Source organism: Aeromonas sp. FDAARGOS 1408 (assembly GCF_019048665.1).
Taxonomy (GTDB): Bacteria; Pseudomonadota; Gammaproteobacteria; order Enterobacterales; family Aeromonadaceae; genus Aeromonas; species Aeromonas dhakensis.
In genome coordinates, this window is the sequence record NZ_CP077394.1 from 3,472,809 (window position 1) to 3,495,560 (window position 22,752).

The following is a 22,752-nucleotide window of genomic DNA, read 5'->3' on the forward strand; positions in this document are numbered from 1 at the left end:
CTCCTTAGCGGGCGCGATTACGCCGCCCATCCTTCTTGTTGACCTGCACTGCCGGCACCGGCATCGCCAGCGGGGCAAACTCCTTCATCACCCGGCGATAGACTTCCCGCTTGAAGGAAACCACCTGACGCACCGGGTACCAGAAGCTGACCCAACGCCAGTCATCAAACTCCGGATGACCATGACAACCGAACTGGATCCTGGACTCCCTGCCCGGATCCAGCTGCAGCAGGAACCATTTTTGTTTTTGGCCAATACAGACCGGTGAACTGTCCCAACGAACGAGGCGTTTTGGCAAGCGATACTTCAACCAGTTGCGACTGGTCGCCATGATGGTCACATCCTCGGGCTTGAGGCCTATCTCCTCATACAGCTCACGATACATGGCCTGCTCTGGCGTCTCACCGTCATCAACTCCTCCCTGCGGAAACTGCCAGGAGTGCTGCCCATAACGCTTGGCCCACAATACTTGTCCGTCACGGTTACAGATCACGATTCCGACATTGGGACGAAACCCATCGCCATCTATCACGTGATCACCTTATAAAGGCTGAATCTATAAGGGGATTGTTCCACATTCACCTCGTGGCAGCAAACAAGGACTGCAATCCCCCATTCATGAATAACTTTCGATTTCAAGCAAACTTATAAACAAATTAAAGGATCAGATCCTACAATTTGCCCACCCAGACTGTGCATAAGCCTGTGAGCAAGCGGGTATATACAGTAGTTTTATTTATCTGCTCCAAACTGCCCCGCAGCATACAGGATGCAATATAAAACAAAATATGTATTTAAATACATGGTGTTAAACAAAGAATGCTGGATCAAGATCCATGTCTTTTACCGCCGGCGATCCGGGATCCGGATTGTGAACAAGTTCGACTGTTCAAAGATCCACCACGGCTATTTTATCCACAGGAGTGGCACACTATCTGCCCCGATATCGCCGCAAAAATCGGTGCCGTTTCACATTTTTTTGTAACAACAGGGTGACTATTCCTACTTTTAAGCAGTTATCCAAGATTTCTGTGGATAACTGTGTGAAACAGCGCGAGCAAACCCTTGGACAACTATTTCAAGGCAGGATCCAGCGCTACGCCCATCGATAAATTGGAGACAAATTCCTTTAAAATCATTACGATAAACACTTACACACAAAACTGCTCCCCCTGTGCATACCCCTGCCAGGATCGGTTATAAAAACAGCGATCCTCAGGGAGGATCAGAGTTGCTAGAATAATCCCTCTTTGCAGGAGTCACTCATGCCCGCCAACCCCCGCTCCGAACAGGAACTGCTGGCCCGCGCCTACGCCATGGCCGGCTTCACCCTGGCCCAGCTGGCCGCCGACGCCAACATCGCCGTGCCGGCGGATCTGCGTCGGGACAAGGGCTGGGTCGGCCAGCTAATCGAGTGGCAGCTGGGAGCGAGCGCCGGCAGCAAGCCGGAGCAGGACTTCCCGGATCTCGGCATCGAGCTCAAGACGATCCCCATCGATCCTCAGGGCAAGCCGCTGGAAACCACCTTCGTCTGCGTGGCACCGCTGATCGGTGTCAGCGGCCAGCACTGGGAGGAGTCCAACGTGCGCAACAAGCTCTCCCGCGTGCTCTGGATCCCGGTGGAGGGCAGCCGAGAGATCCCCATCGGCGAGCGCCGGATCGGCATGCCGCTGCTGTGGAGTCCGAATGAAGAGGAGGAGATGCTGCTGCGCCAGGACTGGGAAGAGCTGATGGACATGATAGTGCTGGGAGAGGTGGAGCAGATCAGCGCCCGCCACGGCCAGGTGCTGCAACTGCGTCCCAAGGCGGCCAACAACAAGGCGCTGACCCGGGCCATCGGTCGCAATGGCCAGCCGATCCTGACCCTGCCCCGCGGTTTTTACCTCAAGATAGGTTTCACCCACGGCCTGCTGCAGCGCCACTTTGCCCTGCCCGCTTGATCTCTGTTATCAACATCCTTGTCATAAAGTGATATAAAAATAGACAGTCGCTATTTTTCGCAATCAGGACAAGGAGGCGTCATGCCGATCAACAAGCAATTTCTCAAGTCCCGCCCCGAGGTCAAGGTGACCTTTGCGGTGGAAAGAGAGGCCGCGGGAGAGGCCGAGCAGGTGTTGTTGCTGGGAGAGTTCAGCCAGTGGCAACCCATCGAGCTCAAGCGGATGAAGAGCGGTGAGTTCAAGACCACCCTCAACCTGCCGACCGATGGCCCCAGCCATTTCGAATACTGCTATCAGCTGGTTCAGCCGAACGGGGAGACCCGCTACGACAACGACTGGGCGGCGGATGACTACGTACCCGGCCCCTTCGGGCGAGACAACTCAGTGGTGCGGGTCAGCCAGCCAGGTTGAGCCGGCACACCCGAAAGTGGATACAAAAAAGGCTCGCCATTGGCGAGCCTTTTCACTACCTGTCGAGCATTTCGCCGACATATCGACACCAATTCGAATCGAATTAGTTGAGCTTCTCTTTGATACGAGCAGCTTTACCGGACAGGTTGCGCAGGTAGTACAGTTTGGCGCGGCGAACATCACCACGACGCTTCAGTTCTACACTGTGGATCAGCGGAGAGTGAGTCTGGAATACACGCTCAACACCTTCGCCGTTGGAGATCTTGCGAACGGTGAAAGCAGAGTGCAGACCGCGGTTACGCTTGGCAATCACGATGCCTTCGAAAGCCTGCAGACGCTCTTTACCACCTTCTTTAACACGAACTTGAACACGTACGGTGTCGCCCTGGGCAAAAGCCGGGATGTCGGTACGCATTTGCTCTTGTTCAAGCTGCTGAATAATCTTGCTCATTGTCTTTCCTTACCTAGGATAAACTGAAAACTCTACTTAACGCTGTCACGCACTTCGCGGACATACTCGGCAAGAAGTGATTCTTGCTCGTCAGTCAGAGCTAGGTTGTTAATAAGTTCCGGCCTTCTTTGCCAGGTTCGTCCGAGCGATTGCTTGAGACGCCAGCGTCGAATCACTTCGTGATTGCCGCTTGTCAGCGCCTCGGGCACCGCCAGCCCATCCAACACCTCCGGCCGAGTATAGTGGGGATGATCCAGCAGACCGTCCGTAAAGGAGTCCTGCTCGGCACTGGCCTGATCACCCAAAACCCCTGGGACCAGACGCGAAACCGCATCGATCAGGGTCATGGCAGGCAACTCGCCACCACTTAACACGTAATCCCCGATAGACCACTCTTCGTCGACTTCGGTTTGTATCACGCGTTCATCGATACCTTCGTATCGACCGGCTACCAGAATCAGTTTCTGATTCGTCGCCAACTCGGTCACGCCCGCTTGAGTCAGCTTGCGTCCCTGAGGAGAGAGATAGATGACTTTCGCCCCGTCTCCCGCCGCTTGCTTGGCTGCATGAATCGCGTCACGCAGCGGCTGAACCATCATTAGCATGCCGGGCCCACCACCATAAGGACGATCATCGACCGTACGGTGTTTGTCGTGGGTAAAGTCCCGGGGGTTCCAGCACTCAATCTGCAGCAGGCCACTCTTGACGGCCCGACCCGTTACCCCGTGCTCGGTAATGGCTCGGAACATTTCAGGGAAGAGGCTAATCACCCCAATCCACATAAGAAACCTCCGGCACCCGTGTTAGCGCGGGAAACTAGAAACCAGGATCCCAATCAACTTCGATTGTTCGAGCAGTCAGATCAATATTCTTGATCACCTGCTCTTCCAGGAACGGAATCAACCGCTCCTTCGCACCAAAGGCATCTTTTACATTGGCCTCAACCACCAACACATCGTTGGAGCCGGTTTCCATCAATTCGGTCACCTTGCCCATGTCGTATCCCTTGGTGGTCACTACCGAGCAACCAATCAGGTCACGCCAGTAGAACTCGCCCTCAGGCAACGCAGGCAACAGATCGGCGGCTACGCCAATCTCGACATTGGTCAATGCCAGGGCATCCTCGCGCACGTCGATACCATCGAGTTTGCAGATCAGACCCTTGTTGTGACGCTTCCAGGATGAAACCTGAATTTCACGCCACACCCCGTTCTGATTGATCAGCCAGGGGTTGTAATCGAAAATCGCTTCGGCAACATCGGTGAAGGAGTTCACTTTAAGCCAGCCCTTGATGCCGTAAACGGTACCCAGGGTGCCCAGAACTACAGGTTTTTCCACCTTAACTCCTTACCGTTTGGCTGATTAAGCAGCTTTGGCAGCGTCTTTGATCAGCTTGGCAACGCGGTCAGAAACAGCGGCACCAGTAGCAACCCAATGCTCGATACGAGCCAGGTCCAGGTTCAGCTTTTCAGCGTTACCAGAAGCAACCGGGTTGAAGAAACCAACGCGCTCAATGAAACGACCGTCGCGGGCGTTACGGCTGTCAGCAACTACTACCTGGTAGAACGGACGCTTTTTCGCGCCACCACGTTGTAAACGAATGGTTACCATATCGTCCTCATTAACATCTAATGAACAAGGCCCGCAAACACGCGGACCCTAGCTTAAAATAAGCCGCATAATTCTACTTGGATTCGTAATAATTGCAACCAAGCCAGCCATTTTTTGCGCAGAGCCGCAATGAAAAGGGCCTGCCGCTGGCAGACCCTCGCACTCAACGTCAGCCCGAATAATCAGAACGGACCGCGGCCGCCACCGAAGCCGGGAGGCAGCATGTTCTTCATCTGGCTCATCATCTTGCGCATGCCACCCTTGCCGGACATCTTCTTCATCATGCGCTGCATCTCGGTGAACTGCTTGAGCAGCTTGTTGACGTCCTGCACCTGCATGCCGGAGCCCGCGGCGATACGGCGCTTGCGGGAGCCCTTGATGAGGTCGGGATGGGCACGCTCCTTGGGTGTCATGGAGCTGATGATGGCCTCCATCCGCACGGTGAGCTTGTCATCCATCTGATCCTTGACGTTGTCCGGCAGGCCGGACATGCCGGGCAGCTTGTCGAGCATCCCCATCATGCCGCCCATGTTGCGCATCTGGGCCAGCTGCTCGCGGAAGTCTTCCAGATCGAAGCCCTTGCCACTCTTGACCTTGCTGGCCAGCTTGGCTGCCTTCTCTTTATCGACGGTGCGCTCCACCTCCTCGATGAGAGAGAGCACATCGCCCATGCCGAGGATGCGGGAGGCGAGACGATCCGGGTGGAACGGCTCCAGCGCGTCGGTCTTCTCGCCCATACCGATGAACTTGACCGGCTTGCCGGTGATGTGGCGCACCGACAGGGCGGCACCGCCACGGGCATCGCCGTCCGCCTTGGTGAGGATCACGCCGGTGAGCGGCAGCGCCTCGTTGAACGCCTTGGCGGTGTTGGCGGCATCCTGACCCGTCATGGCGTCGACCACGAACAGGGTCTCCACCGGCTTGATGGTGGCGTGAAGGTGTTTGATCTCCTCCATCATCTCGCCATCGACGTGCAGACGACCGGCGGTATCGACGATCACCACGTCATAGAACTTCTTGCGTGCCTGATCGATGGCCGCGTTGGCGATGTCCACCGGCTTCTGGCTGGCATCGCTCGGGAAGAAGTCGACGCCGATGTCGCCGGCCAGGGTCTCCAGCTGCTTGATGGCCGCCGGGCGGTAGACGTCCGCACTGACCACCAGCACCTTCTTCTTGTTGCGTTCCTTGAGCAGCTTGGCCAGTTTGCCGACCGTGGTGGTCTTACCGGCACCCTGCAGACCCGCCATCAGGATGATGGCCGGCGGCTGGGCCGCCAGATTGAGCTGCTCGTTGGCCTCCCCCATCACGGAGACCAGTTCGCCGTGCACAATCTTGATGAAGGCCTGGCCCGGGCTCAGGGACTTGGCCACTTCCTGGCCCACCGCCCGCTCCTTGACGCGCGCGACGAAGTCACGCACCACCGGCAGGGCGACGTCCGCCTCGAGCAGCGCCATGCGAACTTCGCGCAAGGTATCCTTGATGTTCTCTTCGGTCAGGCGGCCACGGCCGCTGACGTTGCGCAGGGTGCGCGAGAGTCGTTCAGTCAAATTCTCAAACATGACGCATTCCGGTTCTTGGCGTAACAAATGGGAGGCATTATACCTCACTCGCACGATGAGGACGATTATTCGCCGCACTCGGCTGAGGTCAGCCCTGTGCGGCTGGCCCAACATGCTGCCTATATATGGGCAGATCGGCGGCAGCACAACTGGCGAGCACATCTTGTGCAAGGTATACTGCCCTTCCTGTTCCCAATCGCTTGCTCGACAACGACCCGGTTATGATCGTGATCTCTGTTCTGGCCCTGGCGTTCTATCTGCTGGCCATCATCGCCTCTCTGCACCTGCTGCTCAGTGCCAAACCAGTGGGACAAGCCCCCCTGTTTGCCTGCATCGGACTGGCCCTGATCGCCCATGGCGCCGCCCTCTCCGGCGAGGTGCTGGTAACCCACTCAGGGCAGAATCTGAGCATGCTCAACGTGGCCTCGCTGGTCAGTCTCATCATCAGCTGCTTCATGACCTGCGTCACCCGCCGCTTCAACGGCTGGATCCTGCTGCCGGTGGTCTACAGCTTCTCGGCCCTGTTGCTGGCCGCCAGCGCCCTCATTCCCGGTCGCTATATCACCCACCTGGAGGCCCATCCCCAGCTGCTGCTGCATATCGGCCTCGCGCTGATGGCCTACTCGGTATTGATGATCGCCTGCCTGTTTGCGCTGCAGCTCGCCTGTCTGGACCGGCAACTGAAGACGCGCAAGATCAGCCAGCTGCCGGCCATGCCGCCCCTGATGACGGTCGAGAAGCGGCTGTTCCAGCTCATCTCGGCCGGCGTCCTGTTGCTGACCCTCTCCATTGCCTCCGGCCTCTTCTTCCTCGAAGACATGTTCGCCCAGGGCAAATCCCACAAGGCCATCCTCTCGATCCTGGCCTGGTGCGTCTACGTGCTGCTGCTGTGGGGCCACCATACCCGTGGCTGGCGTGGTCGCAAGGTGATCACCCTGAGCCTGATCGGCAGCTTCATTCTGACCCTGGCCTACTTCGGCAGCCGCTTCGTCAAAGAAGTGCTGCTGAGCTGAACGCCCACTACTTCTTCATCACACAGTCCCACAGGAGCCCTTCTTGGACAGTATCTCAACGAGTACATTGCTGATTGTTCTCGTTATCTTGATCCTCATGTCTGCCTTCTTCTCAAGTTCTGAAACCGGCATGATGTCGCTCAACCGTTACAAGCTGCGGCATCTGGCCCAGACCAAGCACAAGGCTGCCCGTCGGGTGGAGAAACTGCTCTCCCGGCCCGACCGCCTGCTGGGGCTGATCCTGATCGGCAACAACCTGGTCAACATCCTGGCGTCAGCCATCGCCACCATCGTCTGTATTCGTCTATTCGGGGATCTGGGGGTGGCCATCGCCACTTTCGGCCTGACCCTGATCGTGCTGGTGTTTGGTGAAGTGACTCCCAAGACCCTGGCGGCCATGTTCCCGGAGAAAGTCGCCTATCCAGCATCTTGGGTGCTCAAGGGGCTGATGGTGCCGCTTGCCCCCTTCGTCTGGATGATCAATGGCATCACCAGCGGTCTGCTCAAGCTGCTGAAGATCAATCCGAACAAGGATGACTCCCTCAATACCGAGGAGCTGCGCACCATCGTCAACGAGGCGGGCAGTCTGATCCCCCAGCGCCATCAGGAGATGCTGCTCAGCATCCTGGATCTGGACAAGATGACGGTGGAACACATCATGGTGCCGCGCAGCGAGATCTACGCCATCGACATCAACGATGACTGGAAGACCATACTGCGTCAGCTGGCCCACTGCGCCCACACCAAGATCCTGCTCTATCGCGACAACATCGACGACGTGGTGGGTTTTCTGCACGCCCGCGACGCGCTGCGCCTGATGGCCAAGGATCAGTTCAACAAGTCGAGCCTGCTGCGGGAAGTGGACGAAATTTACTTCATTCCGGAAGGGACGCCCCTCAACGTGCAACTGGCCAAGTTCCAGCGCAACAAGGAGCGGATCGGCCTCATCGTCGACGAGTATGGCGACATTCAGGGGCTGATCACCCTGGACGACATCCTGGAAGAGATAGTGGGCGACTTCACCACCTCCATGACCCCGGCGCCCAGCGACGAGATCCATCCCCAGCCGGATGGCTCCTTCCTGGTGGAGGGCTCGGCCAGCATCCGCGAGCTCAACAAGGAGATGAACTGGCAGCTGCCCATCGACGGGCCCCGTACCCTTAACGGCGTCATCCTCGAATATCTGGAGGAGATCCCCCAACCCAACATCAGCCTGCGGCTGGCCGGCTACCCCATCGAGATCCTGGAAGTGGAGAACAACATGGTGAAGATGGCGCGGATCATGCCGGCGTTGTACCGAAACGAGTCGGGACTGGAAGATTGAAAAAAGGCTGCCGATGGCAGCCTTTTTCTATTGCGTCATTGGCCGGCGATCGGCTCACTCATCTTCGTCGCCAGGCTCCAGCACCAGGGTCGGGATCAACTCGCCGAAGACCTGCTGCAGCTCGTCGCGATTGGCCAGCAGATCCTGCAGCGTGTAGCTGTCCATCACCGCCAGAAACGCATTCATCGCCTCTTTCAGGGCACTCTTCAGCAGACAGACAGAGACGATGTGGCAAGCCGGCGAGTTGCAGTCGATGCCGTCCAGGTTCCCTTCCAGCGCCCGGATCACCTGGCCGATGTTGATGCTCTCCGGCGCGCAGGCCATGCGAATGCCGCCATTCTTGCCGCGCTGGGACTGCAGGTAACCCAGTTTCACCAGCTGGTTCACCACCTTCACCATGTGGTTGCGGGAGACGTCATACAAGGCGGAGACCTTGGCCACGCTAGACAATTCGCCCTCCGGCAGGGTCGCCAGATAGAGCAGGGCTCTCAATCCAAAATCGGTATAGCTAGTTAGTCTCATAGTGCCTGTGTCGCATCACGCGGAAATTGATTATTGATTCAGATCAAATAAACATCTAGGATGCAGCTTATTAAGTGACATTCTAGATGTTCAATTAGCAAGGAACCCCTATGTTAGACCAAGCCACCATCGCCGTCATCAAAAGCACCATCCCTTTGCTCGAATCAGCGGGCCCCGCGCTCACCCAGCACTTCTACCAGCGCATGTTCAGCCATAACCCGGAGCTGAAGGACATTTTCAACCTGGCGCACCAGCGCAGCGGCGGTCAGCCGCTGGCGCTGTTCAATGCGGTGGCGGCCTACGCCAAGAACATCGACAACCTGGGGGCACTGGCCGGTGCCGTGGAACGCATCGCCCACAAGCACACGGGTTTCCTGATCCAGCCAGAACAATATCACATTGTAGGTAGTCATCTCTTGGCCACGCTCAAAGAATTGGGTGGAAGTGCGGTCACCGACGAGGTGCTGGATGCCTGGGGCAAGGCTTACGGCGTGCTCGCCAGCATCTTCATCGGCCGCGAGAGCGAGATTTATCAGGAGAAGGCGAACGAGATCGGTGGCTGGCAAGGCCCCCGCCCCTTCCTGATCAAGGAGAAGCGGGTCGAGAGCGAGCTCATCACCTCCTTCCTGCTGGCGCCGGTGGATGGCAAGCCGGTGCTGGACTTCAAACCGGGCCAGTACCTCAGCATCAAGCTGGTCCATCCCGAGCTCGAGTATCAGGAGATCCGCCAGTACTCCCTCTCCGATGCCCCCAATGGCCAGCACTACCGCATCAGCGTCAAGCGCGAGCCGCACGGCCAGGTCTCCAACCTGCTGCACGATCATCTGCAGGAGGGCGATCAAGTGGAGCTGATGCCGCCCACCGGCGATTTCTACCTGAAAGCCGATGGCCATACCCCGGTAGTACTGCTCTCGGCCGGTGTGGGTGTCACGCCGATGATGAGCATGCTCAACCAGCTGCTGACGAGCAGCCATCAGGCCGACATCACCTGGCTGCACGCCTGCGAACAGGGTGCCGTGCATGCCTTCAGGGAGGATATTCAGCAAAAATCCCGCCAGCACGCCAACCTGTTGAGCCGGGTCTGGTATCGGGAGCCGCAGGCCAGTGACGTGCAGGGCGAAGAGTACCATCATGCCGGCACCATGGATCTGAGTGCCGTGCAGGAGCGCATCACGCCGCAGGCCCACTACTACTTCTGTGGCCCTCTTGGCTTCATGCAGGCCGTCAAGCAGCAGCTGATCGCGTCGGGTATTCCGGCCGGCCAGCTCCATTACGAAGTTTTTGGTCCCCACCAAGATCTGTAAGGCGGGCGGATCACTATAACTTGATGAGGGGCCAGCCTGTCACGGCACGGCGGCTGGCCCCTCCCGGCCCACGGATGCAGATCCGTGGGTCATTTTTTGGGATCAGTGCATCGCCTTGGCACGGGCGATGGCGTTGGCGGGCATGCGATTGCCGAGCCGGCTGAGCAGGCTCGCCGCCTTCTGGTGGGTGGCCTTGTCACCGATGACGGCGCCGTGCAGCCAGTGATACGCCTCCTCGTAGTCCAGTGGGCTTCCCATGCCCTGCAACAGCATCTCCACCCACTCGATCTGCGCCCGCTGGAAGCCCAGGCTGGCGGCCTCCCGCATCAGGGTCTCGGCCTTGAGCAGGTCCTTTTGCACCAGGGTGCCCTTCCAGTAGTAGCGACCCAGTTGCTCCAGCGCCGGCGCCAGCCCTTGATTGGCCGCATCCCACATGAATTTCACCCCCAGCTCCGCATTGGGCTTGATGCAGACCCCCCAGGCCAGCATGTCCCCCCACAGAAACTGATAAGAGGGGATCTTCATCACCTCGGCCCGCACCTCGATATCCTGGGTGAGCTGGCACCTGTCCTGCTTGACCTGCTGCAGGTGGCGGCCCTGCTCAATCCAGTTGAGCAGCTCGTCCTGGCGATAGAGCGGCACCGCCTGCAGCGCGCCGCTGTCCACGGTCAGGCCGCTGGCCGGGGTGCTGGTCATGGGACGATTGTTCGGCGAACGGTCGCCCTCTGCAGCGACAGGCGCGGGAATGGGGGCTGCCGCTGGCGCAGCGGCGGGTGTTGTACTCGTTGCCGCAACCGGTGCAGAGGGGTTGGCGGATGGCGTTGCCGTAGTTTGCACGGCCGCCGGTGCGGGAGCCTCAGCAGAGGACGGGGCGGCAACCTCCGGCTGCGCCGGCGCACTGGCCGCCGGCGTGGCCCCGCTCGTCGCGGTGGCGGCAGAGGTGGAAGGCTCGGCCCCCTGCGCCTGGCCCGTCAGCAATGGGGGCGTCAGCAAACAGAGCAGGCCGACAAGGGTAATGGGTTTCATCATAAGGATCTCCTGCAGCACCCTGTTATCGGCAGCCGGCGACATCCCCTTAGTCCGGCACCACCTGCCCATAACGACAAAGGGGAGCCGAAGCTCCCCTTGCTGTCCATCCGGACGCCTTACTTGACGAAGTCGACACCCAGCTGGATATCGGCTTTCAGGGTGGCCAGCATGCCATCCATCGCCTCTTGTTCGAAGGCGCTCAGCTTGCCGTAGTCCAGCACGGTTTCGACGCCGTTCTTGCCAAGCAGGATGGGCTGCGCGAAGAAGGTGGCGTGCTTGCCGTCGCCTTCCACGTAGGCGCACTCGATGACGTTGGCTTCACCCTGCAGACCCTTGATCAGCGACAGACCGAAACGGCAGGCAGCCTGGCCCATGGAGAGAGTGGCGGAACCGCCACCGGCCTTGGCTTCCACCACTTCGGTACCGGCGTTCTGGATACGCTTGGTCATGGCGGCCACTTCGTCGGCGGTGAAGCTGGCACCTTCAATCTGGGAGAGCAGCGGCAGAATGGTCACGCCACTGTGGCCACCGATCACGTTGACGCGCACCTTGTCGACGTTCAGACCCTTGGCCTCGGCCACGAAGGTCTCGGCACGGATCACGTCCAGGGTGGTGACGCCGAACAGGCGACGCTTGTCATAGACACCGGCTTTCTTCAGCACTTCGGCGGCGATGGCGACCGTGGTGTTGACCGGGTTGGTGATGATGCCGATCAGCGCTTTCGGGCAGGAGGCGGCGCACTTTTCCACCAGATTCTTGACGATGCCGGCGTTGATGTTGAACAGGTCGGAACGATCCATGCCGGGCTTGCGCGCCACGCCGGCGGAGATCAGCACGACATCGGCGCCGACCAGAGCCGGGCTCGGGTCTTCACCGCAGAAACCTTTTACTTTCACGTCAGTCGGGATATGGCTCAGATCGACCGCCACGCCCGGGGTCACCGGAGCGATGTCATACAGGCTCAATTCGGAACCAGCAGGCAGACGGTTTTTCAACAGCAGAGCGAGGGCTTGGCCGATGCCACCGGCGGCACCCAGAACGGCAACTTTCATGATCAACTCCATGTTTAAGCGTAGGTTTAAGGTTGTTTCTTGTTGTGCGCCCAACCTTAAAGGATCCCCCCCTAAAAAACAATCTGATAACAGTTGTAATCACAGGTTCTGTGAGCCAATAAACAGGCGGCGAATAAAAATGGGGGAAAATGCAAAAAATTGGAGGGGAAGCACAGATTTCCTGCACTTACCCTCACCATTAATAGGTAGATCTGCCGACTTCAGCCCTGGAAGGCCAACGCCCTGCGTTCACACCAACGAAAACCAATTGTTAACAATCCGTTCATGGTCAGGTAGAGGGCACCGGCCACGGTGAACACCGCCAGGGTGTCATAGGTCTGGGCATTGAGGCGCTGGGCCAGCCCCATCACATCCATGATGGTGATGGTACTGGCGAGCGAACTCCCCTTGAGCACCAGGATCACCTCGTTGGAGTAGGCGGGTACCAGTCGCCGGGCGGCGTGACGCACCTTCATCCACAGAGTTTGGCCGGCGGAGAAGCCGAGCGCGCGGCAGGCCTCTACCTCACCGGCCGGGATGGCATCGAGCGCCCCCTTGAACAAGCGGGTGGAGTAGGCGGCGGTGTTGAAGCCGAGCGCCAGCACGGCGCAGAACCAGGGCTGCTTGAGCAACGGCCAGAGCGGCCCCTCTTTGAGCCAGGCAAACTGGCCCGGCCCGTAGTAGATGAGGAAGATCTGGATCAGCAGCGGCGTGCCGGTGAAGACCAGCACCCACAGCTGCACCAGCTGGGTCGCCACCGGGATGCGGCGCTCCAGCACCCAGGTCATGGCTGCCGCCATCAGCACGCCCAGCAGCAGACTGCCGGCGGTCAGTTGCAGAGTAATCGCCAGGCCACCCAGCAGGGTCATCAGGTAATCCTGCATGATCAGCCTCCGTAACGGCGGGTATAGCGGGCTGCCTGCTTCAAGCCGAACTCACTCACCAGGCTGATGGCCAGGTAGATGAGGGCCGCCGCCGCATACCAGGTGAAGGGTTGATAGGTACTGGCCGAGGCCATCTGGGCCTGGCGCATCATCTCGTTCACCCCGATAAGCGACACCAGTGCAGTGTCCTTGAGCAGCACCAGCCACTGGTTGCCGAGCCCTGGCAGGGCGTGACGCCAGGCCTGGGGCAGCACGATGCGAAAGAAGATGTGACGCTTGCCAAGGCCGAGCGCCAACGCCGCCAGCCGCTGCCCGGCGGGCACCGCATTGAGGGCGGCCCGCAGGGTCTGGGTGGCGTAGCTGGCGAACAGCAGGGAGAGCGCCAGCACGCCGCAGGCGAACGGGCTGAACTCCACGTACTCGCCGGTGATGAGGAACAGCACCTGGGTAGAGCCGAAGTAGATGAACAGCACCACCAGCAACTCGGGCAACCCGCGAATAAGCGTGGTGAGGGTGGCCACCGGCCACACCAGAGCGCGCTGCTTGCTCAGCTCGGCGGCGCTGAACGCCAGCGCCAGCACCATGCCCCCGACCAGGGAGGCCAGGGCCAGCCCGAGGGTCATCCAGGCTGCATCCAACAACAGGCTCAACATGGCTTAGTGCGCGAAATATTTGTCGTAGATCTTCTGATAGGTGCCGTTGGCCTTGATGTCGGCCAGCCCCTTGTTCAGCTGGGTCAGCAGTTCCTGATTGCCCTTGGCCACCGCGATGCCAAAACCGGTACCGAAGTACTTGGCGTCAGTCACAGGTGCGCCGATCACGCTGTACTCTTTGTGCTGCTTGAGCCAGTCGGCGGCGACCGCAGTATCGGCAAACACGCCGTCGGTACGGCCGTTCATCATGTCGAGGAAGGCACTCTGGTAGCTGGCGTAGGGCACGGTCAGCAGCCCCTTGCTCACCCAGTTGTCCACCAGATAGGACTGGTGGGAGCTGCCGTTTTGCACGCCGACAGTCTTGTCCACCAGATCTTCCGGCCCCTTGAAGGCGTCCTTCTTGGTCACGAACACGGCGGAGTTCTGGTAATAGATGTCAGAGAAATCGACCTGGGCGGCCCGCTCCGGGGTCACGTCCATGGCGGCGATGGCGGCGTCGTAGCGACGGAATTTCAGGCTGGGGATCAGGCTGTCAAAAGCCTGGTTGTGGAAGCTGCACTCCAGCTTGGCCTGTTCACAGATGGCGCGGGCCAGGTCGATGTCAAACCCCTGGAACTCGTTCTTGTCGTCCAGGTATTCGAACGGTGCGTAGGTGGCCTCGGTGGCGAACTTGATCTCTTTTGCCAGCACCTGGGTGCTCAGCAGGCCCATGGCCGCGATCAGCAACAGACTCTTTTTCATGACAGCTTCCTTATCGATTTGAATATCAATGCATCAAGAATTCGGCAAACCGGCTGGTTTGCGGGGCTTGGAAAATGGCGGCGGAGCCCGCTTCGATGATCCGCCCCTTCTCCAGATAGATCACCTGGCTGGCCACCTTGCGGGCGAACTCCACCTCGTGGGTCACCACCACCTGGGTGATGCCGGTCTGGCCAAGGTTGCGGATGATCTCCGCCACTTCCTTGGTGATCTCGGGGTCGAGGGCTGCGGTCGGCTCGTCAAACAGCAGCACCTGGGGATCCATCATCAGGGTACGGGCGATGGCCACCCGCTGCTGCTGACCACCGGAGAGACGGGCCGGCCAGGCGTCGCGCTTGTCGGCCAGTTGCAGCTGGGCCAGCAGATAGCCCCCCTTCTCCATGGCCGCCGCCTTGCTCATGCCGAGCAGCTTGACCGGCGCCTCGATGAGGTTCTCCATCACGGTGAGATGGGGCCACAGGTTGTACTGCTGGAACACCATGCCCACCTTGCGGCGCAGCGCCTGGGTCTGGCGGTTGAACTCGGCGGTGGAGAGGCTGGAGGGGAAAGAAAATTCACTTTCACCGATGCGCAGGACACCGGCATCCGGGGTGTCCAGCAGGTTCATCATGCGCAGCAGAGAACTCTTGCCGGCACCGCTCGGACCCAGCAGCACCAGGGTTTCACCGGGTGCGGTCCGAAAGCTGACCTGTTGCAGTACCGGCACCTTGTGCCAGGATTTTTCGATACCGATTAATTCAATACCCATACAGCCCAATTGAATAAGTTTTCAAAATTTCGTCCTGATTCTAACGCTGGCATGGGTGGATGCAAGCTATATTTGAATCAATATGCAGAACAAGCGCCGCTTCCTTGCAAAAATAGGCATATGAATGCAAAATGGGCACGCTGTTCATATCTGCCGCCTGAGCGTGACAGGCAGCCAAACCTCCTCATTCGTGAGTCCAAGATGAAGCATAACGACAAGCAAGAAAAACTGGCCAAGGCCTTTAAAGCCTTGCTGAAAGAAGAACGATTTGGCTCCCAGGCAGAGATAGTGACTGCCCTGCAAGAGATGGGCTTCGAAAACATCAACCAGTCCAAGGTATCGCGCATGCTGAGCCGCTTCGGCGCCGTTCGCACCCGCAATGCCAAGATGGAAATGGTTTACTGCCTGCCGGTGGAACTGGGCGTGCCCACCACCTCCAGCCCGCTCAAGAATCTGGTGCTGGATGTCGACCACAACGGCGCTCTGGTGGTGATCCATACCAGCCCGGGTGCGGCCCAGCTGATCGCCCGCCTGCTCGACTCCCTCGGCAAGGCCGAAGGGATCCTCGGCACCATCGCCGGTGACGACACCATCTTCATCACCCCGACCAGCGACACCGACATCGAGGAGCTCTACCTCTCCGCCCTCGAGCTGTTCGAACAGACGCCGTAAGGGCGGCAACCGCCCCGTGGCGGTTGCTCCAGAACGCAAAATCCCGGCCAAGGCCGGGATTTTTGTTATCTGCGGGTCGAGCTTATTTGCCCTGCCCTACCAGAAAATCTTCTGAGGGAGCGAAGAAGGCTGCGCCGGTCACCGCCCTGGTGAAGCGCAGCAGGTGATCGAAGTGGCTGCCCTCCCCCTTGTACATGCTGGCCAGCATAGCGTTGAAGTGCAGCGGAGTGCGACAGCAGGAGATGAAGTAGAGCCCCTGCTCGGTCATGGTGCCCCAGGGCATGCTCTGGCGCAGGATCTCCATGGACTCCCCCTTCGGGGTCTTGAGGTTGACCCGCTTGATGTGGGCGGTCAGCGGCTTGTCGGCCGACTCGTACTCGATGTTGTCGACCTTGGTGCGACCTATGATGTCTTCCTGCTCTTTTTGCGCCAGCTTCTCCCAGTCGCTCATGGCGTGGACCCAGCGCTGCACGTGGATGTAGGAGCCGCCGGCAAACTCGCCATCGGCCAGCAACGCCACTTCGGCGCGGTGCTCATCTTGCGGGTTCTCGGTGCCGTCGACGAAACCGGTCAGGTCGCGGCAGTCGAGGTTGCGAAAACCGCGCACCTCTTCCGCCAGCTCCACCAGCCCGGCCAGCAGGGCCATGACGCGCTGACCGGCGTGGTGCAGCACATCCACCCGATCGGCGCGCAGCTGCACGAACAGATCGAACGGAGTGTTGGGGGCCTCCTGGCCGTTGGCGGATTGCGCCATGAAGCCGCGGAACTGGGGCGGACGGGCGGCGGGATAGAGGCCATCCCAGGCGTCGGCACCGACGGCGACCAGACCGCTGAAGCCGGCAGCGGGGAAATCGGCGGCCACCGCCTCCCACAGGGCCGGCAGCCTGGCCAGACGGGCCACCAGCTCGGCGGCGTCACCGGTGCGGTTGAACATCAGATAGAGGGCGTGCAGATTGGGCTCGGCACAGATCCCGGCTTGGGCTTTCATATATCTCTCCCCTGAACAGACATTGGCGATATGGGCAATTGGCGTTGCGCGATTATAAACCAGCGCGGTTCCAGTTCATTGATTTCACGACGATATCACGCGTTCAGGGTAAAGGGTCAAACAACACCAGGGCGTGAGGGGTCACCCTGACCTGCGCCCGCGCGCCCTCCAGCGGCTCGCCGATGCTCGCCTCCAACCGCAGCTCGCCGCTCTCGAACAACACCCGGCAGTGGTGGCCTAAGAACTGCTGCTCCACCACCTTGAGCTCGCCATCCGCGGCGCTCTCCAGCAGCAGCTGCTGGGGCCTGAGCATCAGTTGCAGCAGCTCACCCGCTTCCCGGCCGTGAGGCTCGCTGCCACAGATGACCCCGAGCGCCGTACGCACGCAGTGGCTGTCCACCACCTCGGCCGCCAGGTAGTTGACCCCGCCGAGAAACTCCGCCACGAAGCGATTCTGGGGGCGACGATAGAGCTGCTCAGGCTGGCCCACCTGCTCAATGTGACCCGCGCGAAACAGCGCCAGCCGATCGGCAAAAGCAAAGGCCTCCTCCTTGCTGTGGCTGACGAAGATGGCGCCGATCCCCTGCTGCTTGAGCAGGGCGCGGATCTCGAGGATCAGCTTCATCCGTACCTGGGTGTCGATGTTGGAAAAGGGCTCGTCCAGCAGCATCAATCTCGGCTTGCACACCAGCGCCCGGGCGATGGCCACCCGCTGTTGCTGGCCACCGGATAGCTGGTGCGGATAGCGATCCCCCAGCCCCTGCAGATTGACCAGCGCCAGCGCTTCGTCCACCTGTTGCTGGCGGGCACGGCGATCGAGCCGGGTCAGACCGAAGCCGACGTTGTCCGCCACCGTCAGGTGGGGGAAGAGGGCGTAATCCTGAAAGATCATGCCGATGTTGCGCGCCTCGGGCGGCACGCTGGCACCCGGCCCGTCGAGCAGGGTATCGCCGAGGCGAATCGTGCCCTCCGCCAGCGGCAGCAGGCCAGCGATGGCCTTGAGCAGCGTGGTCTTGCCGCAACCGCTGGCCCCCAGCAGACAGACGATCTCGTTGTCGGCCACCGTCAGGGAGAGCTGTTCCAGCACATTGCGGCCGTTGTAACGGCAACTGACATTTTCAACCTGCAAACAGGACAAGGCTGACTTCCTCTCATTTCTGGCGGTGTGCGGCCTTTCGGCTCAGCACACTGCATGCAATTTCATTGGCCGACGTGGCGACTCAGTGCCCCGCCCCATCCAGGTTGCGGTTGACCCAGATCAGCGGCAACAACCCCACCAGCACGATGACGATGGCGCCGAGCGCGCCGCGCTCCAGCATCTCGTCCGACACGAACTGGTAGACGTGGGTCGCCAGGGTATCGAAGTTGAACGGCCGCAGCAGCAGGGCGGCAGGCAGCTCCTTCATGGATTCGATGAACACCAGCATGGCACCGGCAAACAGGCCGCGCTGCACCAGCGGCAGGTGTACCCGCCGCAGCATGGCGCCATCTCCCTGCCCCAGGGAGCGGGCCGCCATGTCGAGGCTGGGGGAGATCTTGCCCATGCTGCTCTCCACCGAGCCAATGGCGATGGCCACGAAGCGCACCAGATAGCCGAACACGATGGCGGTGAGGGTGCCGGTCAGCAGCAACCCAGGCCCCTGACGCCCCAGCCACTCGGCCAGATCGTTGATGGCAAAGTCGAGGGCGGTGAGCGGCACCAGCACCCCGATGGCGAGCACGGTACCCGGCATGGCGTAACCCATGGCAGCTATGCGCAGGGGCAACAGGCTCTTGGGCCCGCCATCGAGGCGACGGCAGAAGCCGAGCAGCAGGGCAATGCCCATGGCCAGCAGGGCGGTCAGCGCCGAGATGAGCAGACTGTTGCCGGCGAAGCGGACAAACTCCGGCGTCCAGGAGAGTTCGAAATAACGCACCCCATAATCCAGCAGGATGACGAATGGCAGGCCGAAGCCGGCCAGCACCAGCCCCCAGCACCAGAGCGCAGCCAACCAGCGTCGCGCCCCCTTGAGCGGGTAGCGCAACGGCTGTTCGTGACCCATCGACTTCTGGAACACCTGCTGGCGCTGGCGGGAGCGACGCTCCATCGCGATCAGCAGCACTACCGCCAGCAGCATCAGGCAGGAGAGCTTGGCGGCGGTGGCCAAACTGCCGTAGCCGAGCCAAGTGTCGTAGACCGCCGTGGTCAGGGTGTTGATGGCAAAGAAGTGGACGGTGGCAAAGTCGGCCAGGGTCTCCATCGCTACTAGGGAGACGGCCACCATGATGGCCGGGCGCGCCAGCGGCAGGCTGAGGCGGCGAAAACTCTGCCAGGGGGTGCAGCCCAGCAGACGGCTGGAGTGAATGAGGCTGACCGACTGCTCCAGAAAGGAGGCGCGGGTCAGCAGATAAACGTAGGGAAACAGCACCAGCGCCAGCACCCAGGCGGCGCCGCCGAGGGAGCGGATGCCCGGAAACCAGTAATCGGCGGGGGATTGCCAGTCAAACAGGGTGCGTAGCCCCGCCTGCAACGGGCCCGAGTAGTCGAGCAGATCCGTGTAGACATAAGCCACTATGTAGGAGGGCATGGCCATGGGCAGCATCAAGGCCCACTGCAGGGCACGGCGCCCCGGCACCTGACACATGGCCACCAGCCAGGCGGTGGGCACGCCGAACAGCAGACTGAGCAGCACCACCCCGATAACCAGCCCCAGGGTATTGCCAAGATAAGCGGGAAGCACCGTATCGGCGAGATGGCGAAACAGATCTCCGTCAGCCGAGAAGGCGGAGAAGACCAGGGCAAGCACCGGCAAAGCCAGCAGCAGGGCGGTGGCCCAGCTGCCGGTAATCCATCCAAAATTTTTCATGTGTCCACAGAGGTTGATGGGGCCCTTGGCCCCATCTGATTACAAGTCGAATTTCACTTCATCCAGCAGTTGCAAGGCGTCCTTGCGGTGCTTGGCGTAATCGCTGACCGGCATGGGGTCAGACTTGAAACTGCCCCAGGACTTGACCATGGCGGAAGGCTCGACGCCGGCCTTGACCGGATACTCGGCATTCACGTCAGCATACATGTGCTGGGCGGTGTCGCCGGCCAGAAACTCCATCAGCTTCTGGGCCTCGGCCTTGTTCTTGGCATACTTGGTCATGGCCACGCCGCTCACGTTGACGTGGGCACCGCGATCCCCCTGGTTCGGGAAGTTGATGTAGACGGCATCGGCCCAGGACTTCTGCGCCGGATCCTTCAGCATGGCGCCCAGGTAGTAGCTGTTGCCGAGCGACACGTCACAGATACCATCCTTGATCGCCTTGACCTGATCCCGGTCGTTGCCCTGCGGCTTGCGCGCCAGGTTGGCCTTGACCCCTTCCAGCCAGGTTTTTGCATCCGCCATGCCGTGATGAGCGATCATGGAGGAGACCAGCGCCACATTGTACTCATGCTTGCCGCTGCGGGTGCAGATTTTTCCTTTGAATTCAGGCTTGGCCAGATCTTCGTAGCTGATGGTGTCCAGCTTGCCGAGGCGCTCCTTGCTGGAATAGATGGCGCGCACCCGGGTGGTCAGGGCGAACCAGCGATTGTCCGGATCGCGATAGATGGCGGGGATGTTCTCCTGCAGGATCTTGCTGTCCACCGGCTGCACCAGCCCCTTGTCCACCAGATCGGTCAGCCGGCTGATGTCGACGGTCAGCATCAGATCCGCCGGGGAGAGCTTGCCTTCCCGCTCCAGACGCTCGTTCAGACCCTCTTTGGCGAACACCACGTTGACCTTGATGCCAGACTCTTTCTCGAATTGCTGGATGATGGGCTTGATCAGCTCATCCTGGCGGTTGGAGTAGACATTCACTTCCCCTGCGGCAAACGCCGACTGAGCCGCCAACGCAGAGAAAGCCAGTGCCAACATCTTCATTTTCATCATCCATTCCTTGAGTTGCTATATCGAGTGAGAACCATTGCTGTTTGCATTTTGCATTGAGCTCGACAGCGGGATCAAGAAATCCTGACGTTGCGGGATCACATATTTAAACGTCGTTCAAACAAAGGGGCCGGATAGAATCCTATCCAGCCCCACCATGGAGTCAATCAGCGACACCCCATCGACCACCAGCCCCGTCAGGGCCGTCAGAGCGCCTCGTCGTCGTTCTCGCCGGTCCGAATGCGCACGGCCTGCAGCAGGTCGTAGACGAAGATCTTGCCGTCACCTATCTTGCCGGTGTAGGCGGCCTTGCAGATCGCCTCGATCACCCCTTCGACGTTGTCATCGGCGGTGGCGATCTCCAGCTTGACCTTGGGCAGGAAGTCGACCTGATACTCGGCTCCCCGGTATAATTCGGTGTGCCCCTTCTGGCGGCCAAACCCTTTGACCTCGGACACGGTCAGACCCTCGACCCCCAGGATGGCGACGGCCTCGCGCACGTCATCCAACTTGAAGGGTTTGATAATCGCAGTAATCAGCTTCATCTGGTTGCTCCCAATCCATGGTATGTCATGAATGGGGAATCAATTCTTGTGCCAAGTCTTTTTATTGTTTAATTTCAAAAAGATAGCATTTACGTCTGGAGCAGGACTCTCCCGACATCACCAAGGGAGCGCAGCTCGCCCCATTATGAGGCACCAAGCTGAACCAGCCTGCGCCGCTGCACTAAACAAGAGCACAGCAGTATGTTAGTCATCTCCAACAGCGTCACCCTGCCCTGGCATGAGCTGCAATTCCAGACCATGCGGGCACAGGGCAACGGCGGCCAGCACGTCAACAAGACCGACTCCGCCGTCTGGTTGCGCTTCGATTACCGCAGCTCCCCCAGCCTCACCCCGCTCTACAAGGAGGGGCTCGACAAGCTGAGCGACAGCCGGGTTCACGACGGCTTCATTCTGATCCGGGTCGAGACCCATCGCAGTCAGGACATGAACCGCAAGGAGGCGATGAACCGCCTGGTGGAGCTGCTGAAAAAAGCAGCCTGGCGCCCCAAGGCGCGCCATGCCACCAAGCCGACCCGCAGCTCCCAGCGCAAGCGGGTCGATGCCAAGAAGCGCAAGGGGGAGATCAAATCGACCCGCGGCAAACCGGTCGTGGACTAGGCCCGACACCCGAGGATGACAACATGCAATACAGTTTTTGCGACAACGCCCATGGCCCCCTGCTCATCGCCATCGATCGGGACGGGCTGCGTTACGTGGAGTTCATGCGAGGCGAGCAACCGGTGACCCCGACCGACCAGTGGCAGCGGGACGACTTGGCGCTCGCCCCTTTCGTCGAGCAGTTCGCTGCCTACTTCGCCGGTCGCCTGCGCCGCTTCGATCTGCCGCTCGCCGCCCGGGGCACCCCTTTTCAGCAATCGGTATGGCGCGCCCTGGGCGACATTCCCTACGGTGAGACAGTCAGCTATCTCGAGATAGCCCAGGCCATCGGCAATCCCAAGGCGGTGCGGGCGGTGGGTGCCGCCAACGGCCGCAACCCGCTCAGCATCATAGTGCCCTGCCACCGGGTGATCGGCCGCAGCGGCGAGCTGACCGGTTATGCCGGCGGCATCCCTATCAAACGCTGGCTGCTGGCACTGGAGCAACAGACCGCCGATCACTTTGTGCTGACCCCCTGAGCCACTGACCAGCCAGCCCGCATTGCGTTTAGCAAAATGAACATAGCATGAAGAATCGCCTCAGAAGGGCTTCAGACAGCCTCAGGCATCATGGCTTCACACTTGGATGGCATGGCTCATCCCTCATTCAAGTGGCACCCATGTGACGCTTCCAATCTGTCTTTTTCCCCCGCGCCTCCCTGAGGCGCTTTTTTTTGCCGGCAGACGGGCGCAAAAAAGCCCGCCGAAGCGGGCTCTGACCGGAAGGTGCTAACTTCT

Annotated in this window: 26 protein-coding genes; 8 read left to right on the forward strand and 18 right to left on the reverse strand. The window is 60.1% G+C overall.

Annotated features, from left to right (window positions below):
- Window positions 1–4: 4 nt before the first annotated feature.
- Window positions 5–532 (reverse strand): RNA pyrophosphohydrolase, encoded by a 528-nt coding sequence (gene rppH, locus I6L38_RS15950; protein ID WP_005308708.1) that lies wholly within the window; start codon window positions 530–532, stop codon window positions 5–7.
- 733 nt (window positions 533–1,265) lie between these two features.
- Between rppH and mutH the strand changes: the two genes are divergently transcribed.
- Together mutH and I6L38_RS15960 are read left to right on the forward strand one after the other, a co-directional pair.
- Window positions 1,266–1,940, forward strand: coding sequence for a DNA mismatch repair endonuclease MutH (gene mutH, locus I6L38_RS15955; RefSeq protein WP_201881980.1), 675 nt, complete (start codon window positions 1,266–1,268; stop codon window positions 1,938–1,940).
- A gap of 81 nt (window positions 1,941–2,021) precedes the next feature.
- On the forward strand, window positions 2,022–2,351 hold the full coding sequence (locus tag I6L38_RS15960) for an isoamylase early set domain-containing protein (protein WP_005308703.1): 330 nt from the start codon (window positions 2,022–2,024) through the stop codon (window positions 2,349–2,351).
- A gap of 103 nt (window positions 2,352–2,454) precedes the next feature.
- Here the strand turns inward: I6L38_RS15960 and rplS are convergent, their stop codons facing one another.
- From rplS to ffh, 5 genes are all read right to left on the reverse strand, one after another.
- Entirely contained in the window at window positions 2,455–2,802 is a 348-nt protein-coding gene (rplS, locus tag I6L38_RS15965; RefSeq protein WP_005308701.1) for a 50S ribosomal protein L19, read from the reverse strand.
- 32 nt (window positions 2,803–2,834) lie between these two features.
- Window positions 2,835–3,584 carry a tRNA (guanosine(37)-N1)-methyltransferase TrmD gene (gene trmD, locus I6L38_RS15970; RefSeq protein WP_005308699.1) on the reverse strand — a complete coding sequence of 250 codons (750 nt, stop codon included), beginning with the start codon at window positions 3,582–3,584 and terminating at the stop codon, window positions 2,835–2,837.
- A gap of 34 nt (window positions 3,585–3,618) precedes the next feature.
- Complete coding sequence (rimM, locus tag I6L38_RS15975; RefSeq protein WP_005308697.1) at window positions 3,619–4,140, reverse strand: ribosome maturation factor RimM; 522 nt, start codon at window positions 4,138–4,140, stop codon at window positions 3,619–3,621.
- Between the two features lie 24 nt (window positions 4,141–4,164).
- Window positions 4,165–4,413: a 30S ribosomal protein S16 gene (gene rpsP, locus I6L38_RS15980; protein WP_005308695.1), complete on the reverse strand. Its 249-nt coding sequence runs from the start codon at window positions 4,411–4,413 to the stop codon at window positions 4,165–4,167.
- Window positions 4,414–4,595: 182 nt separating this feature from the next.
- On the reverse strand, window positions 4,596–5,972 hold the full coding sequence (ffh, locus tag I6L38_RS15985) for a signal recognition particle protein (protein ID WP_005308693.1): 1,377 nt from the start codon (window positions 5,970–5,972) through the stop codon (window positions 4,596–4,598).
- Between the two features lie 221 nt (window positions 5,973–6,193).
- Between ffh and ccsA the strand changes: the two genes are divergently transcribed.
- Both ccsA and I6L38_RS15995 read left to right on the forward strand, forming a co-directional pair.
- A complete protein-coding gene (ccsA, locus tag I6L38_RS15990; RefSeq protein ID WP_005308690.1) occupies window positions 6,194–6,985 on the forward strand; it encodes an inner membrane protein YpjD in 792 nt (263 codons plus the stop codon).
- 43 nt (window positions 6,986–7,028) lie between these two features.
- A complete protein-coding gene (locus I6L38_RS15995) occupies window positions 7,029–8,309 on the forward strand; it encodes an HlyC/CorC family transporter (protein WP_005308688.1) in 1,281 nt (426 codons plus the stop codon).
- A gap of 54 nt (window positions 8,310–8,363) precedes the next feature.
- On the opposite strand, the gene I6L38_RS16000 is transcribed toward I6L38_RS15995, so the two are convergent.
- Window positions 8,364–8,831 (reverse strand): Rrf2 family transcriptional regulator, encoded by a 468-nt coding sequence (locus I6L38_RS16000; RefSeq protein ID WP_005308686.1) that lies wholly within the window; start codon window positions 8,829–8,831, stop codon window positions 8,364–8,366.
- Window positions 8,832–8,941: 110 nt separating this feature from the next.
- On the opposite strand from I6L38_RS16000, the gene hmpA reads away from it, so the two are divergent.
- Window positions 8,942–10,135, forward strand: a complete 1,194-nt coding sequence (hmpA, locus tag I6L38_RS16005; protein WP_201881978.1) for an NO-inducible flavohemoprotein — start codon at window positions 8,942–8,944, stop codon at window positions 10,133–10,135.
- Window positions 10,136–10,237: 102 nt separating this feature from the next.
- On the opposite strand, the gene I6L38_RS16010 is transcribed toward hmpA, so the two are convergent.
- From I6L38_RS16010 to I6L38_RS16035, 6 genes are all read right to left on the reverse strand, one after another.
- Window positions 10,238–10,831 carry a tetratricopeptide repeat protein gene (locus I6L38_RS16010; protein WP_010635149.1) on the reverse strand — a complete coding sequence of 198 codons (594 nt, stop codon included), beginning with the start codon at window positions 10,829–10,831 and terminating at the stop codon, window positions 10,238–10,240.
- 449 nt (window positions 10,832–11,280) lie between these two features.
- Window positions 11,281–12,216 (reverse strand): malate dehydrogenase, encoded by a 936-nt coding sequence (gene mdh, locus I6L38_RS16015; protein ID WP_005308680.1) that lies wholly within the window; start codon window positions 12,214–12,216, stop codon window positions 11,281–11,283.
- Window positions 12,217–12,437: 221 nt separating this feature from the next.
- Window positions 12,438–13,100 carry an arginine ABC transporter permease ArtM gene (gene artM / locus I6L38_RS16020; protein WP_017780274.1) on the reverse strand — a complete coding sequence of 221 codons (663 nt, stop codon included), beginning with the start codon at window positions 13,098–13,100 and terminating at the stop codon, window positions 12,438–12,440.
- A 2-nt stretch (window positions 13,101–13,102) separates the two neighbouring features.
- The gene (artQ, locus tag I6L38_RS16025) at window positions 13,103–13,753 is read right to left on the reverse strand and encodes an arginine ABC transporter permease ArtQ (RefSeq protein WP_017782223.1); all 651 of its coding nucleotides are present in this window, start codon (window positions 13,751–13,753) and stop codon (window positions 13,103–13,105) included.
- Between the two features lie 3 nt (window positions 13,754–13,756).
- Window positions 13,757–14,494 carry a transporter substrate-binding domain-containing protein gene (locus I6L38_RS16030; RefSeq protein ID WP_054544063.1) on the reverse strand — a complete coding sequence of 246 codons (738 nt, stop codon included), beginning with the start codon at window positions 14,492–14,494 and terminating at the stop codon, window positions 13,757–13,759.
- Window positions 14,495–14,519: 25 nt separating this feature from the next.
- Window positions 14,520–15,260: an ATP-binding cassette domain-containing protein gene (locus tag I6L38_RS16035; RefSeq protein ID WP_005308671.1), complete on the reverse strand. Its 741-nt coding sequence runs from the start codon at window positions 15,258–15,260 to the stop codon at window positions 14,520–14,522.
- Window positions 15,261–15,461: 201 nt separating this feature from the next.
- On the opposite strand from I6L38_RS16035, the gene argR reads away from it, so the two are divergent.
- Window positions 15,462–15,932 carry a transcriptional regulator ArgR gene (argR, locus tag I6L38_RS16040; RefSeq protein WP_005308670.1) on the forward strand — a complete coding sequence of 157 codons (471 nt, stop codon included), beginning with the start codon at window positions 15,462–15,464 and terminating at the stop codon, window positions 15,930–15,932.
- Between the two features lie 82 nt (window positions 15,933–16,014).
- On the opposite strand, the gene I6L38_RS16045 is transcribed toward argR, so the two are convergent.
- The 5 genes from I6L38_RS16045 to glnK form a co-directional block, all read right to left on the reverse strand.
- On the reverse strand, window positions 16,015–16,920 hold the full coding sequence (locus I6L38_RS16045; RefSeq protein ID WP_024942028.1) for a Dyp-type peroxidase: 906 nt from the start codon (window positions 16,918–16,920) through the stop codon (window positions 16,015–16,017).
- Between the two features lie 103 nt (window positions 16,921–17,023).
- Window positions 17,024–18,058 carry an ABC transporter ATP-binding protein gene (locus tag I6L38_RS16050; protein WP_216988708.1) on the reverse strand — a complete coding sequence of 345 codons (1,035 nt, stop codon included), beginning with the start codon at window positions 18,056–18,058 and terminating at the stop codon, window positions 17,024–17,026.
- Window positions 18,059–18,140: 82 nt separating this feature from the next.
- Window positions 18,141–19,766, reverse strand: a complete 1,626-nt coding sequence (locus tag I6L38_RS16055; protein ID WP_216988709.1) for an iron ABC transporter permease — start codon at window positions 19,764–19,766, stop codon at window positions 18,141–18,143.
- 39 nt (window positions 19,767–19,805) lie between these two features.
- The gene (locus tag I6L38_RS16060) at window positions 19,806–20,813 is read right to left on the reverse strand and encodes a Fe(3+) ABC transporter substrate-binding protein (RefSeq protein ID WP_201881974.1); all 1,008 of its coding nucleotides are present in this window, start codon (window positions 20,811–20,813) and stop codon (window positions 19,806–19,808) included.
- Window positions 20,814–21,019: 206 nt separating this feature from the next.
- Window positions 21,020–21,358 (reverse strand): P-II family nitrogen regulator, encoded by a 339-nt coding sequence (gene glnK, locus I6L38_RS16065; RefSeq protein ID WP_005308655.1) that lies wholly within the window; start codon window positions 21,356–21,358, stop codon window positions 21,020–21,022.
- 201 nt (window positions 21,359–21,559) lie between these two features.
- Here glnK and arfB point away from each other — a divergent pair, with 201 nt between their 5' ends.
- Together arfB and I6L38_RS16075 are read left to right on the forward strand one after the other, a co-directional pair.
- Entirely contained in the window at window positions 21,560–21,976 is a 417-nt protein-coding gene (gene arfB / locus I6L38_RS16070) for an alternative ribosome rescue aminoacyl-tRNA hydrolase ArfB (protein ID WP_005308653.1), read from the forward strand.
- A gap of 23 nt (window positions 21,977–21,999) precedes the next feature.
- Window positions 22,000–22,494, forward strand: a complete 495-nt coding sequence (locus tag I6L38_RS16075) for a methylated-DNA--[protein]-cysteine S-methyltransferase (protein ID WP_201881973.1) — start codon at window positions 22,000–22,002, stop codon at window positions 22,492–22,494.
- Window positions 22,495–22,752: the final 258 nt, after the last annotated feature.